Source organism: Glutamicibacter sp. NPDC090743 (assembly GCF_044769125.1).
GTDB lineage: Bacteria > Actinomycetota > Actinomycetes > Actinomycetales > Micrococcaceae > Glutamicibacter.
The window spans coordinates 351245-366040 of record NZ_JBIVXE010000001.1; the positions used below are offsets into that span (position 1 = coordinate 351245).

At 60.9% G+C, this 14796-nt stretch carries 12 protein-coding genes; 11 read left to right on the plus strand and 1 reads right to left on the minus strand.

The features are described 5' to 3' along the window. From ACIQTS_RS01755 to secA, 11 genes are all read left to right on the plus strand, one after another. A complete protein-coding gene (locus ACIQTS_RS01755) occupies window positions 1–987 on the plus strand; it encodes an ABC transporter permease (protein WP_332485961.1) in 987 nt (328 codons plus the stop codon). Further along, window positions 984–2678, plus strand: a complete 1695-nt coding sequence (locus ACIQTS_RS01760; protein WP_332498152.1) for an ABC transporter ATP-binding protein — start codon at window positions 984–986, stop codon at window positions 2676–2678. The genes ACIQTS_RS01755 and ACIQTS_RS01760 overlap by 4 nt, the downstream gene beginning before the upstream one ends. 110 nt (window positions 2679–2788) lie before the next feature. Next, window positions 2789–3160 (plus strand): chorismate mutase, encoded by a 372-nt coding sequence (locus tag ACIQTS_RS01765; RefSeq protein WP_105656864.1) that lies wholly within the window; start codon window positions 2789–2791, stop codon window positions 3158–3160. Next, entirely contained in the window at window positions 3153–4217 is a 1065-nt protein-coding gene (locus ACIQTS_RS01770; RefSeq protein WP_402470782.1) for a hypothetical protein, read from the plus strand. The genes ACIQTS_RS01765 and ACIQTS_RS01770 overlap by 8 nt, the downstream gene beginning before the upstream one ends. A 136-nt stretch (window positions 4218–4353) precedes the next feature. Further along, the gene (gene mtrA, locus ACIQTS_RS01775; protein WP_105656824.1) at window positions 4354–5034 is read left to right on the plus strand and encodes an MtrAB system response regulator MtrA; all 681 of its coding nucleotides are present in this window, start codon (window positions 4354–4356) and stop codon (window positions 5032–5034) included. Further along, window positions 5031–6851: an MtrAB system histidine kinase MtrB gene (mtrB, locus tag ACIQTS_RS01780; protein WP_105656823.1), complete on the plus strand. Its 1821-nt coding sequence runs from the start codon at window positions 5031–5033 to the stop codon at window positions 6849–6851. Before mtrA ends, mtrB begins: the two co-directional genes overlap by 4 nt. Next, window positions 6851–8554, plus strand: coding sequence for an LpqB family beta-propeller domain-containing protein (locus ACIQTS_RS01785; protein ID WP_402470785.1), 1704 nt, complete (start codon window positions 6851–6853; stop codon window positions 8552–8554). Before mtrB ends, ACIQTS_RS01785 begins: the two co-directional genes overlap by 1 nt. A 69-nt stretch (window positions 8555–8623) precedes the next feature. Beyond that, entirely contained in the window at window positions 8624–9412 is a 789-nt protein-coding gene (locus ACIQTS_RS01790) for a ComF family protein (protein ID WP_402470788.1), read from the plus strand. Between the two features lie 169 nt (window positions 9413–9581). After that, complete coding sequence (hpf, locus tag ACIQTS_RS01795) at window positions 9582–10280, plus strand: ribosome hibernation-promoting factor, HPF/YfiA family (protein WP_105656863.1); 699 nt, start codon at window positions 9582–9584, stop codon at window positions 10278–10280. Between the two features lie 20 nt (window positions 10281–10300). Continuing rightward, window positions 10301–11473, plus strand: a complete 1173-nt coding sequence (locus tag ACIQTS_RS01800; RefSeq protein ID WP_402470791.1) for a winged helix-turn-helix domain-containing protein — start codon at window positions 10301–10303, stop codon at window positions 11471–11473. A 133-nt stretch (window positions 11474–11606) separates the two neighbouring features. Then, window positions 11607–14255 carry a preprotein translocase subunit SecA gene (gene secA, locus ACIQTS_RS01805; protein WP_332594663.1) on the plus strand — a complete coding sequence of 883 codons (2649 nt, stop codon included), beginning with the start codon at window positions 11607–11609 and terminating at the stop codon, window positions 14253–14255. Here the strand turns inward: secA and ACIQTS_RS01810 are convergent. Further along, window positions 14252–14776: an Rv3235 family protein gene (locus ACIQTS_RS01810; protein WP_332485966.1), complete on the minus strand. Its 525-nt coding sequence runs from the start codon at window positions 14774–14776 to the stop codon at window positions 14252–14254. The two genes, secA and ACIQTS_RS01810, sit on opposite strands and share 4 nt — an antisense overlap. Window positions 14777–14796 lie beyond the last annotated feature (20 nt).

Genomic DNA, 14796 nt, shown 5'->3' on the forward strand with positions numbered 1-14796 from the left:
ATGAGTACAGCTACCTTGCCGGCTTCGAACAAGTCCTGGCTGGACCGGCTCCCGGTCATCTCCCACCTGCGCATGTCCTCGGGCCTGCAGCGGGGCATGCTGGTTGCCGGTCTGGCGCTCTCCGGCCTGTTCATCGTTACCGCCCTGTTCGCGCCGCTGATTGCGCCTTTCGATTTCGCGCAGTCTTCGGATGCATCCGGGGACTTCCCGCGCCAGGCGGCTCCGGACAGCAAATTCATCTGGGGCACCACCGCCACCGGCTATGACGTGTTCTCGCGGACCCTCTTCGGTGCGCAGACGGCCATCTGGGTGATCCTGGCGGCCGTGGTCATGTCCCTGTTCCTGGGCGTATTGCTGGGCTTGATCTCCGGCTACCTCGGCGGCTGGTTCGACCGCATCGCCGTGGTGTTGGCCGATGCAATCTACGCGTTCCCATCCTTGCTGCTGGCCATCGTGATGTCCATCGTGATTTCCCAGGGCCAGTCTTCGCTCTTCGGCGGCGTGATGGCAGCGGCCATCTCCATCACCGTGGTGTTCATCCCGCAGTACTTCCGCGTGGTCCGCGCCGAAGTGATGCGGCTGAAGGCGGAACCCTTCGTGGAATCCGCACAGGTGATCGGCGCCAGTCCATGGCGAGTGATGTTCGCGCACCTGCTGCGCAACGCCACCCGCACCTTGCCGCTGATCTTCACGCTGAATGCCACCGAGGCATTGCTGACCCTGGCGGGCCTGGGCTTCCTGGGCTTCGGCATCGAACCGACCAGTGCTTCGGAATGGGGCTACGACCTGAACCGCGCGATGTCAGATGCCACTAGCGGAATCTGGTGGACCGGCCTGTTCCCGGGCTTGGCCATCGTGCTCACCGTGATGGGCTTGACCCTGGTTGGCGAGTCCATGAATGACCTCAATGACCCGCGCCTGCGCCGCTTCAGCCGCAAGAAGGCCAAGCGCATCACCCAGTCCGGACAGGTAGGAGCAAGCAAATGACCAACAGTCCTCTCCTCGACTCCGAGGCCAACATCGGCACACCCGCTGTCTTGCGCATCGAAGACCTGAACATTGATTTCGTCACGGACGCCGGCGCAGTGCCGGCAGTGCGCGGCGTTGATTTGCAAGTCAGGGCCGGCGAGATCCTGGCCATCGTGGGCGAATCCGGATCCGGCAAGTCCGTCACCGCACGCACCGCCCTGGGCATCCTGGCTGAGAACGGTGCCTCGCACGGCGGGGTCTACCTCAAAGGCAAGAACATGCTCACCCTGCGCGGCCGCGAGCTGCGCGCGGCTCGCGGCCGGGATGTGGCCATGGTCTTCCAGGAACCATCCACGGCACTGAACCCGGTGTACACCGTGGGGTGGCAGATCATGGAGGGCATCCGCGCGCACAACAGGATTTCCAAGAAGGAAGCCAGGACGCGCGCCATCGAGGCGATGCGCCAGGTCGGCATCCCGGATCCAGAGCAGCGCGTGGACTACTACCCGCACCAGTTCTCCGGTGGCCAGAAGCAGCGCGTGGTCATCGCCGCGGCGCTGGCCCTGAAGCCGGAACTGATTGTGGCAGATGAGCCAACCACCGCATTGGACGTCACGGTGCAGGCTGAAATTCTCCAGCTGCTGCGCGACCTGCGTGATCAGCTGGGTACCGCCATCGTCATCATCACCCACAATATGGGGGTGGTAGCCGATATCGCCGACCGCGTGATCGTGATGAACCAGGGGCAGATCGTTGAGCAAGCACCATCGATCCAGCTCTTCGAAGCACCGCAAGAGGACTACACCAAGTCCCTGCTGGCTGCCGTGCCGCACCTGGGGCGCGAAAGCGCCTCGGAGGGACTAGTCGAACGTCCGAACCAGGATGCTGAATTGCTGGTGGAAGCCAAGGGCCTGAAGGTGCATTTCCCGGGACGCCTCGGGGCCCCGGGCTTCACCGCGGTCGATGAGGTGGATCTGAAGATCCACGCCGGCGAAGTCTACGGACTGGTGGGCGAGTCCGGTTCGGGGAAAACCACCATCGGACGCAGCATCGCGGGATTGAACCGCATCACCGGTGGCTCGCTGAAGGTGCTGGGCTACGAGATGGCCCACTTCAAGGAACGCACCTTCAAGCCGCTGCGTGAGCAGATCGGCTTCGTGTTCCAGGATCCAGCGGCAAGCTTCAATCCGCACTTGACCGTAGGCGAATGCGTGGCCGAGCCACTGGCCGTGCACCGTGATCTGAACCCGCTGCAGACCCGCAACAAGGTGGCCGAACTGCTTGAGGCCGTGCAGCTTCCAGCCGGTTTTGCCAACCGCTACCCGCACGAACTCTCCGGCGGCCAGCGCCAGCGCGCGTCGCTGGCCCGCGCACTGGCCTTGGAGCCGAAGCTGCTGATTGCCGATGAGCCAACCAGCGCACTGGACGTTTCGGTGCAGGCCAAGGTGCTGGAGCTGTTCCGCGAATTGCAGACCGAACTGGGCTTCGCAGCCCTGTTCGTCTCGCATGATCTGGCAGTGGTGGACCAGCTGGCTACCTGGGTGGGCGTCCTGTTCCGGGGCACCTTGCTGGAAGAAGGCTTGGGCTCCAAGGTCCTGGCCAACCCGCAGCATGAATACACCCAGCGCCTGATCGCCTCGCTTCCGGTTCCGGACCCGCGCGAACAGGCGCAGCGACGCAAACTGATTGAACAGCTGAACGCCTCCTGAGCAGCTGGCAATCAAGGAACAACGGGCATGCCCCGGGCACGGTCAGGCACCGTGTCTGGGGCATGTCACCTTGTGGGTAATCCGTCATGCGAACCCGTAAACTGGTGATCATGAACGAGCCGAAGAACACTGAGACCACCCAGTCATTCGACCCGCACGCCAGCTCGTTGCAGGGCGAGGTCCAGAATGAAGTCCTCGAAGAGCTGTACGCCATCCGCGGCAGCATCGACAACTTCGATGCGCAGCTGGTTTTCCTGTTGGCTGAACGCTTCAAGGCGACCCAGCGCGTAGGGGTCCTGAAGGCCGAGCACCAGTTGCCGCCGAGCGACCCTAGCCGCGAGAAGGCGCAGATCGAGCGCCTGCGCGCCCTGGCCCACGAAGCGCATCTTGATCCAGAATTCGCCGAAAAATTCCTGAATTTCGTGATCTCTGAAGTCATCCGCCACCACCAGAACATTTCTGACTCGCACAACAATGACTGAGCAGGAACACGAGGCCGCTGAACGCCGCGATGTTCACGCCACCGCTTTCTGCCAGTTCCCGGGCAGCGACCCGTCGGCCATCCACGAAGTGGTGCGCGGGGAATTGGGAGAACCCAACCTAGCGGTCTTCCCGCAGCTGCCGGATCGTGGCGTCGGCGCCGATGCGGTAGGGCGCAGCGCCACCTTGCTGGCAGACCTCGGCTTCGATCTGCAGCCGCACGGCTGGAGGATCGGTGCCAAGGACGGTATCGATGCCCGTCGTGCCCGCAGCATCCTGCGCAGTGACGAGAATCTGCTAGCTGATGTACTCGGTGCGGAAGCGAAACCTGCCCAGCGCCTCAAGCTCACCTTGCTCGGTCCGTGGACATTGGCCGCCAGCCTGTACCTGTCGAACGGGGAGCGGGTGATCAGCGATCATGGGGCGCGCCGCGACATCATCGAGTCCTACGCCCACGGAGCACGCGAGCATCTGGACCGACTGGCCCGCATTACCTCGCTGGCGGACTTCACTATCCAGATTGATGAGCCGCTGCTGGGCGACGTGCTCGACGGCACAATCAGTACCGCCAGCGGATACCGGACCCTGCGCTCGATCCCACGCGCCGAAGTGCGAAGCGCCTATGCGCAGTTCTTCAAGGTGCTCGCTGGCGAGGCCGAAGGCCAACGGGTCACCTCGCTGCTGAATCTGCCTACCCAGGATGAACACTGGATTGAACGGGTGGATCTGCTGCACCAAGCCGGTGCCGGCGCGCTGGTCATCGACCCTGGAGGCTTGACGCACCGCAAGTGGGAGCGGGTAGCGGGACTTGTCGAAGGCGGGGGCCGCGTCTTCTTGCAGGTGCTCGCCCCCGGAACCCGGGCACAAGGTGTTGTAGAAGGGGTGAACTCCATTCTTCGTCCTTGGCGTCAGCTGGGCTTGGGCTTGGGGCAGCTAGGTGCACTAACCCTGATGCCGCGTGGAGACTTCTCGCGCAGCAGCTCGGCGCAGGCCATCGAGAACCTGCGACGGCTGGCCAGTTATGCCCAAGCGTTGGAGCAGACACGCGTCGATGCGTAGCTAACTGCCTGATTTCTGCCGGTCACAGCCCGAAAAGGGCGGTTGATCATGTATCTTAGGAATAGTGGGGTAGCGGATCTACCCGGTTTGGCCAGTTGGCTGAAACCTCAAACCTACGGTTTCAGGGGGACATGGGATGAAGGCACGGATTTTAGTCGTTGACGATGACGAAGCGTTGTCGGAAATGATTGGCATTGTCCTGCAAAATGACGGCTTCGATGCCTCATTCTGCTACGACGGTTCCGGTGCTCTGGAAGCATTCCGTGAAGCGAACCCCGACCTGGTGCTCCTTGACCTGATGCTGCCTGGCATTGACGGCATCGAGGTATGCAAGCAGATCCGCGCGGAATCCGACGTTCCCGTCGTGATGCTCACCGCCAAGTCGGACACTGCCGACGTTGTCCGCGGGCTGGAATCCGGTGCCGATGACTACGTGCCCAAGCCTTTCAAGCCAGCCGAGCTGGTGGCCCGCGTGCGAGCCCGTTTGCGTCCAAGCGAAACCCACGCCGCGGAGACTTTGCAAGTTGGCGAAGTGACCATCGACGTGGCCGGGCACCGAGTGACCCGCGGAACCGATGTCGTGTCGCTGACCCCGCTGGAATTCGACCTCCTGGTCACCATGGCCCGCAAGCCATGGCAGGTCTTCAGCCGCGAGCAGCTGCTGGAAGCCGTCTGGGGCTACCGGCACGCTGCAGATACCCGCTTGGTCAACGTGCACGTGCAGCGCCTGCGCTCGAAGATTGAAATTGACCCGGAGAAGCCGCAGATTATCGAGACCGTTCGCGGTGTCGGATACAAGGCTGGTTCGGCAAGTTGAGTTCGCACACGTCGACCGGTGCAGAGTTGGTTCCGGTCGATGTGCATGCCCAGTCGCAGTCCAAACCCGCCCGGTGGAGCAAAATCGAGCAGTGGATCAAGCGTCCTTGGCACACCGCCAAGCTGCGTTGGCAACGCCACCTGCTGTTCCGCACCGTCATTTCGACGCTGCTTTTCACCGCGCTGGCTTTGGTTGCCGCCGGCGCCTTCCTTTCCAACCAGATCGCCTCCACGCTTTTCGAAGAGCGCGTGAACCAGATATCCAAGGAATCGGAACGCGGCCTGGTCCAGGCCCGCTCCATTCTCGAATCGGCTTCCACCACCGATCGCGCCTCCACCCAGGCCCTGGTGAATTCGACCTTGGCTTCCCTGGAAGGCGATGGCGCAACCGTAGTCCGCGATTTCGTGCTGATGCCCATTGCCGGTGACCAAAGCCTTTATGTTGGGCCAATGGCTTCCGGTTCCCTGACCACCCGCGTGATCCCTGGCGATCTCGCGGAGCGGGTTGCAGGGGAGCAAGGCATCTATTGGCGTTCCATCGAGCTGGGTGCCGATACCGCAACCAAGCCCGGTCTCATTGTCGGCACCAAGGTACTGATTCCGCCTGGACGCGAGTACGGACTGTATCTGGTCTACGACCTGTCCAGCGTGCAGGATACCCTCGAATTCATCAATCGTGCGATGGCTTTCACCGGGCTGATTCTGCTGGCAGTGGTTGGCTTCGTTGCGTGGTCGGTCGCCCGTACCGTGGTCCGCCCGGTGGCCGATGCCGCGTATGTTTCGGAGAGGATTGCTTCTGGTGACCTCGACCGCCGAATGAAGGTCGCCGGCAAGGACGAGGTGGCCCGATTGGGTACGGCCTTCAACCACATGGCCCACTCGTTGCAAGAGCAGATCACCGCATTGAATAATCTCTCGGCCATGCAGCAACGCTTCGTTTCCGACGTCTCGCACGAATTGCGCACCCCGCTGACCACCGTGCGCATGGCTGCCGAAGTGATCCACGATGCCCGCGAGGACTTCGATCCGCTTACCGCGCGGTCCGCCGAACTGATGTACAACCAGATCGAGCGTTTCCAGCACCTGCTCAATGACCTGCTGGAAGTGTCCCGCTTCGATGCCGGCGTCGCGGTGCTTGACCGTGAGTCAACGGACTTGAACGTCATAGCCCGCAAGGTTATCGATACCGCCACCCCGGTGGCTGATGAATACGGTTCGCTCATCCGCCTGAACGCGCCCAGCGACGGTTGCGTCGCAGAAGTGGATCCGCGCCGCGTCGAGCGTGTGATCCGCAATCTGGTGCTCAACGCGGTGGAGCACGGTGAAAGCAAGCCAATCGATATCACCATCGGCGCCAACCAGAGCGCGGTGGCGATCACCGTGCGCGACTACGGCATCGGCATGTCCGAAGAGGCGTGTAACCACGTCTTCGACCGATTCTGGCGCGCTGATCCGGCCCGTGCACGGACCACCGGAGGTTCCGGCCTGGGCTTGTCGATCTCGATGGAGGACACCAGGTTGCACGATGGCCGATTGGAAGCGTGGGGCAAGCCAGGGGTCGGCTCGGTCTTCCGCCTGACCTTGCCACGCAGCGAGGACCTGGAGATCGCTTCGTCGCCGCTTCCACTGGAACCGCCAGTTCCTGAAAGCCTGGCTACGGTGATTTTGGGAGACAGCTTCCCGCTGACCGGTGAAGTGCCAAAGATCGGATACACGCCGCTGGTTCTTGATCCGGATTTGGATGCGGATTCGCCAGATGACGATGTCACCAATCCGAACCTGGGCAGCAACGAGCAGAAGAAGGAAGGGGAGAGCTGATGCGGAAGAAATTCTTTTCCAGCCTCGCGATCATCCTTGCTGCTGCGCTTGCGATCTCTGGCTGCGCCTCGATTCCCAGAACTTCCACCGTCCAGCAGATTGAAGCCGGAACCGACACCAGCGGGGCTGAAAGCTACAGCTATGCGGCCGATGGACCGGCAGCAGGTGCTGATGCCAGGGCCATCGTCGAGGGGTTCGTCGAGGCTGGGCGTTCGGTATCCGAAGATTATGCTGTCTCCCGCGAATTCATGGACGCGCATCTGAGCAACACCTGGCGCGGTGATACGCAGACGCTGATCTACGATGCCTTCAATGTGGTCAACGGGGCCGATGCGAACAAGTACACCATCCAGCTCGAAATCACCGGTGAAGTCGACGCGCATGGCGTGCGCACCGACTACCCGGATCACTCGACCCGTGCAGTGGATATCGAAGTCGCCAAGGTAGACGACGAATGGCGCATTACCAAAGCCCCGGACGGCACGATGCTCGAAGCCTCGACGTTCACCAAGATCTTTGCCGCGCAGACCCTGTACTTCTACGATGCGAGCTTCGCCTATTTGGTTCCCGACATACGGTGGTTCACCTCGGGTTCGGGCACCACCACGTCGATGGTGGAAGCCTTGTTGGCAGGACCAGCCCCGTACCTGCAAAATGCTGTCGTCTCCGCTTTCTCGACGGCCAGCGGACTGGTGCGTTCAGCGGTGCCGGTGCGCGATGGCGAAGCGACCATCGATTTGAACTCCAATACCTTCGCAGATGCTACCGACCGGAGCATCTTGCTGATGAAGCAGCAGATGGAAGCCACGCTGACCAGCCTAGCTCCGGTGGACTCGGTAAAGCTGCTGCGGGAGGAAAACGAAGTCAACCTTTCGACCGAAGACACTAACTTCGAGCCGGCTACGTCCAACCCCAGCACGCAAGATACGCTGATCGGCATTTCGGACCAGTACTTGGTCTACGTCAAGGGACTCTCGATCATTCCGGTGGGCGGCGTCCCGGATATTTCCGGATACAACCCACGGGACCCGGCCATGTCTCCGGTCGGCAATCGCTATGCCTTCCTCAACGGCCGCCGCACCCAGCTGTGGGGGATTGACGACAAGGGCAGCCTGCGCCTTTCGCTGGAGGGCGAGGAGCTCATCCAGCCGTCCATGGATCTGGCCGGCTGGACCTGGACCGCGGATAACGGGGCAGCTACCCCGATCAGGGCGGTCCCTGCCGACACCGAAATGAAGGGTGAAGCCCGTCCAATCGATGTGGCCTGGCTGGAAGATGCCCAGATCGATTCCTTGCGGATTTCCCGTGACGGCGCGCGAGCGCTGATCGTGGCAACCATCGGCAAGACCACGTCGGTTTACGTCGCCGGCGTGATCCGCGATGCTGAAGGTGTGCCCCGCGGACTCACGGATTCGCCAATGAAGATCTATCCAGAAGTTCCGGTGAATACCGCGCTATGGGATTCGGACAGATCCATTATTGTTGCCGAGCTCGGTGACGACCAAGCTGTTGAAGCGGCCCAGATCACCTTCGAAGGCGGCAGCGAGCACCTGCAGCTGCTGTTGGGCATGGTCGGCATCGCTACCGGTGTCGGCAGCCGCCGCGAAGTGTATGCCGAGACCAACGAGAAGCTGTATACCCGCGTGGGCAATTCCTGGCACGAGCTTGAGGATTTTGCCCAGGACGTCGCCTATCCCGGCTAAGCAGGACCTTGCTCCACAACTCGTTGGCGACCAGACCGATCGACGCGGTTCATCGGCCAGTCTGGCCGTATGGAAATTCCCGAAGAGTGGCTGCGGTGCGTCGATGAGCTGTCACGCAGCAGGCCCATGCGCTGGCTGGGATTCGGCACCAGGGAAATCGCGAACTTCCTGCTTCCGGCCTGTTGCGCGGTCTGCGCCCGGGCAGATTTTCGGCTTTGCCCCGAATGCCGCAGTGAAATCCAACGCCAACTGAGCCTGCCGCCCCTGCCGGACACGCATCATCTCTATGTCGAGCTTCCCGTGCTCGGCCAGCAGCTTGCCGTTAGTTCCTGCGGCGCTTACGGCAAGGAGCTGGCTCGGGCTTTGCTGGCATTCAAGAACAAGCAGCGCTACTTCCTCGTCTCGCTCTTCGCCCCTTATCTTGCTGCCGCGCTGAACGCCGGATGCATCCCGCAGCGCGCGAATCTTCCTACCCTGGTGGTGCCGGTGCCCAGTTCGCTCAAGGCAACAGCGCAGCGTGGCTACTCTCCGGTGAAGACGATGCTCGACCACGGCTTCGCTCGCGGGCTGCTGTCGGCAGATCTAGAGTGCCGCACGCTGCTGCACTACCGCCTCGGTTCTGCCTTGGGCGGGGCGCAGAAAACCAAGAGCGGTTCAGACCGGCGCGGCGGCCGGACCCATTTCGTAGCCGAGCGTGCCAGCGCTAATGGCCAGCCGGTCATCCTGGTCGACGACGTCCTAACCACCGGTTCTACGTTGCGGCACGCGGCCATGGCCTGCCATGAGGCAGGATATGACGTCACCAGCGCGGTGGTACTGGCTTTGACGAGACCGCCAAATAATGCACCTGAACAGTAATTACGCTTACCGCGATCGGAAATTGTGAGCCCGGATACTTGAATCTTGGCCACGGTGGCATAAGGTGAAGTATGGGATGCATCACAGATGCAGCTAAAAGCCCATCTTCAGTCCGAAAGGATGGAATTTTCGGACTGTTGTGTCACCCGACTCCCTATTGGAGGACACCATGGAGCTGAACTACAGCGGACGCAACATCACCATTTCGGATCGTTTCCGTGAGTATGTTGACGAGAAAATCACCAAGGTTGACCAGCTGGCCACCAAAATACAGCGCATCGACGTCAAGGTCCTCAAAGAAGCACACGCTCGTGATCAGAGCACTGCACTGTCCGTTGAATTGACCGTTGTTGGCCGTGGCCCAGCAATTCGAGCCGAGGCTCGCGGCGCTGACAAGTTCGCGGCTTTCGACATCGCGTTCGCAAAACTGCTTGAACGCCTGCGCAAGGCCCGCGACAAGCGCAAGGTGCATCGCGGCAACCACACCCCGCTGGCTGTCCACCAGGCAACTGGCGGCCTGCCTACCGCATCGAGCGGCAAGTCGTTGGTTGAAGAAACCATCGAAGCCCAGAAAGCCGCGGAAGCTGCCGAAGTCGAGGCCAACGCCGAGTACTCGCCAGTGGTCATCCGCCGCAAGTCCTTCCCTGCAGAAGTGATGAGCGTAGATGACGCAGTGGACCGCATGGAACTGGTCGGCCATCCGTTCTACCTTTTCATCGATGAAGCCACCGGCGAGCACGCTGTGGTCTATGGCCGCACCCAGTACCAGTACGGTGTCATCTCCTTGGATCCATCACTGAACTCCAATGAAGAAGCCACCAGGGAAACTCGCGGCTACCGTGACAAAGCCTTGGCAACAGAAGGCTAGTCATCGGAACCACAACTAGCGTGGGCGGCCAACGCATTCTCAGCCTCAAGCAGGCACGAAGAATCGCGTTGGCCGCCCAAGGCCTGTCCAAGGGCAGGAAAGAACAACCCGTCACCGCGCGGAGAATCGTCAGCGCTATCGGCAGTATCGCGCAATTGCAGATTGACTCGGTGAACGTCGTTCGCAGGGCCCATTACATGCCGATGTTCGCCCGGCTCGGCGCCTATGACACCAAGGTGCTGGACCAGCTTCTGGCCAAGCCGCTCAGCCCTATCACCGAATATTGGGCCCATGAGGCCTCGGTGGTCAGCTCCGAACTCATTCAAGACCTGCGGGTATGGCAGCGCCGAACCTGGATCGATAAATCAGATGGGTTCTCCGCCGAACAGCATGACCTCTCGGATCGCGTCCTTGAATACCTGTCCAATAATCCAGGCTCCAGCGCCCGGCAAATCAGCCAGGCTTTGGAGGTCGCCCCGGTCGGGGAGAAAAAGCATTGGGGGTGGAATTGGAATGACACCAAGTTCGTCACCGAGTCCCTTTTCGCCCAAGCCAAGATCTTGACGCTGGGACGCAACTCCCAGTTTGAACGCCGTTACGCACTAGCCGCGGATGTGGTGGGCAGGCAACAGGAACTCGATGCGGCGCAGCGGCACGAGGCCCTCGCCCGGCTGGTTGTCCGGGCCATGGATGCCCTTGGCATCGCCACCGCTCACTGCGTCGCAGAGTATTTCCGTCTTCCGGTGCGCGCGGCGAAAGAAGAGCTCGCCCAGCAGGCACGTGCTGGTCTCATCGAAGAAGTACAGGTTGCCGGCATTGCCGAGCCTTGCTATTTGCAGGCCGGCACCAAGATTCCGCGCAGGATCGATCCTGACCTGCGTTTGCTGTCACCTTTTGATTCGATGGTTTTCAATCGCCGCCGGCTGGAGAAGTTCTTCGGGTTCGAATACCGCATCGAAATCTACGTGCCGGAAAATCAGCGCCGCTACGGCTACTACGTTTTCCCGATGCTTTTCGGCGAAGAGTTCGTGGGCCGAGTGGATCTGAAAGCTGACCGGGCCAGGTCGGTGCTGCACGCAAAGCAGGTGCATTACGAGCCGGGTGTCGACGCCAGTGTCGAGGCTGGATTGCGAGCCGAGCTGGATCGCATGGCGCGCTGGCTGGAACTTGAACGAGTGGAAATCGGGCTGTGAAGGGCCTGTTGATCAAATCGCTGTTCGCTATAAGAACAGCGCAAATGGGATTGAAATAGCCAGATGTGCTGTTTTCCTCACGTAGACTGAAGACGCCAGAAATTACTGTGCTTGAGATATTGGGAGCTACCACGTGGCATCATTGCTAGAACGTATTTTGCGTACCGGCGACAAGAAGATTCTGAAGACTCTTCGTAAGTACGCCGACACGATCAATACGTTGGAAGTCGAAATTCGCGAACTTTCGGACGAAGAGCTCAAGGGTGAAACCGACAAGTTCCGCGAACGTTTGGCTAACGGTGAGACGTTGGATGACTTGCTCCCAGAAGCTTTTGCGGTGGTCCGCGAAGCCTCGGACCGGGTCCTTGGCATGCGCCACTTCGATGTCCAGCTCATGGGCGGTGCTGCCCTGCATCTGGGAAACATCGCTGAAATGCGTACCGGTGAAGGCAAGACCCTGGTCGCTACCGCACCGGCTTACCTGAACGCGTTGACCGGTGACGGCGTGCACGTGGTGACAACCAACGACTTCCTCGCCCAGTACCAGTCGGATCTGATGGGTCGCGTCTTCCGCTTCCTCGGTCTGACCTGCGGCTGCATTCTCTCCAGCCAGAAGCCTGCCGAGCGGCGCAAGCAGTATGAAGCCGATATCACCTACGGCACGAACAACGAGTTCGGATTCGACTACCTGCGCGACAACATGGCGTGGAGCAAGGACGAGCTGGTCCAGCGCGGACACAACTTCGTCATCGTCGATGAGGTCGACTCGATCCTGATCGATGAGGCGCGTACCCCGCTGATCATTTCCGGACAGGCTTCGGGAGATGTGAACCGCTGGTACACCGAATTCTCCAAGATCGTCTCGCGACTGAAGCGTGAAGACGATTACGAGGTCGACGAAAAGAAGCGCACCATCGGCGTGCTGGAGTCGGGCATCGAAAAGGTCGAGGACTACCTGGGCATCGATAACCTCTACGAAGCGAACAACACCCCGCTGATCGGCTTCCTGAACAGCGCCATCAAGGCCAAGGAACTGTTCAAGAAGGACAAGGACTACGTCGTTGTCAACGGCGAAGTCATGATCGTTGACGAGCATACCGGCCGTGCACTGGCTGGCCGCCGCTACTCCGAGGGCATGCACCAGGCCATCGAGGCCAAGGAAAACGTTGAGATCAAGGCCGAGAACCAGACTCTGGCCACCGTGACCTTGCAGAACTACTTCCGCATGTACGCCAAGATCTCGGGCATGACCGGTACGGCGCAGACCGAGGCCGCGGAATTCATGGGTACCTACAAGCTGGGCGTGGTGGAGATTCCCACCAATAAGCCAGCAATCCGCATGGACCAGTCGGACTACATCTACAAGAATGAAGTCGCCAAGTTCAATGCTGTGGTTGAGGACATTGCCGAGCGCCATGCGACGGGACAGCCGATCCTGGTGGGCACCACCAGCGTGGAAAAGAGCGAATACCTCTCCCGGCTGCTCTCCAAGAAGGGCATCCGCCACGAGGTGCTCAACGCCAAGCAGCACGCTCGCGAAGCTGCCGTGGTCGCGATGGCCGGCCGCAAGAACGCGGTGACCGTTTCTACCAACATGGCCGGCCGCGGTACCGACATCATGCTCGGCGGCAACGCTGAGTTCCTGGCCGTGGCCGAGATGGAGCGCCGTGGCCTGGATGCGGAGAACAACCCGGAAGAGTACAACACGGTCTGGGACGAAGTCTTTGACAAGGCGAAGGAAACCGTCGCCAACGAATCGAAGGAAGTTGCGGCGCTCGGCGGCCTGTACGTGCTGGGCACCGAACGGCACGAATCACGCCGCATCGATAACCAGCTGCGTGGTCGCTCCGGCCGTCAGGGCGACCCGGGCGAATCGCGTTTCTACCTGTCGATGACCGATGACCTGATGCGCCGGTTCAACTCCGGGATGGCCGAGCGCATCATGAACAACCCGTCGATGCCAGATGACGTGGCGCTGGAATCCAAGATGGTTTCGCGCGCCATTGAGTCCGCCCAGGCACAGGTGGAAGGCGTCAACGCCGAGCAGCGCAAGAATGTGCTGAAATACGATGACGTGATGAACCGCCAGCGTGAAGCGATCTACGCTGACCGCCGTTCCATCCTGGAAGGCGACGACCTCGAAGAAAAGGTCGGCCACTTCCTGGAAGATGTCGTCAAGGCAATGGTCCTGGAAGCGACCCAGGTCGGCGACCCGGACGATTGGGAGCTCAAGTCGTTGTGGACCAACCTCAAGCAGCTGTACCCGATCGGCATCACCATCGATGAAGTTCTCGAAGAGGCCGGCGGAGTGGGGCACCTCTCCGCGCAGTTCCTGGAACGCGAAATCCTCTCGGATGCCCAGTACCAGTACGAAGAGCGGGAAAAGCTTGTTGGTTCTTCCACCATGCGCGATCTGGAGCGCCGTGTAGTGCTCTCGACCATCGGTCGCAAGTGGCAGGAGCACCTGTACGAGATGGATTACCTCAAGGAAGGAATCGGACTGCGTGCCATGGCCCAGCGCGACCCGCTAGTGGAATACCAGCGTGAAGGCTACACCATGTTCCAGACCATGATGGAAGGCATCCGCGAGGAAAGCATCGGAACCCTCTTCAACTTGGAGATCCCCACCGGAGCTGAAGCAGCTGCCGCGCCAGCGGTTGACGAATCGGCGAAGCCGAAGAACCTGCAGTTCACCGGCCCGGATGAAGATGGCGAAGCCAGCACCACTCGCGCCCAGGCAACGTCGAGCAAGAAGAAGAACAAGAAGGCCAAGCGCAGCTAGATTAGCTCCACATCGGTCACCTGCCACCGTCCGTGCCAGGGCTCAATTTTCAGAGCCACGGCACGGACGCGGTATTTAAAGCCCAAGATGACTGTGCATTCCCAAGAACCTGATATGCACCGGTCCAGGTGCAATGAGATGATCTGCCCGTGTGCCGTGCCCGGCAGCGGCTCGAGCGTGTAGCACTGGGTCTCCAGGAGGGCCCGGCGCCGGAGCTTGGCAATGCAAGAGGGCTCCATCACGAATGCCAGCTGATTCACGGTGCGGTACCCAGCCACGATTTCGAAGACCGCGCGGGCTACTGCATGCGAAATCTCAACGATGGCCCGGTGCTCGCTGCGGTAGACAGCAGAGCGATGGAAGATATTGTCCATTGCCCGACGCAGGTGAGCCGGAGCCTGGCATGGATCGGCAGCCGAGGTGGCGCCAGCCGGGTTCGGGTCTGGGAGGTTGGCTGCGTAGATGTCCGGTTGATAGTAGCCGGTGTTGGCGCTACGGGGGCTGATGGCGATGGTGCTCATGATGACTCCTAGTTGGGCGT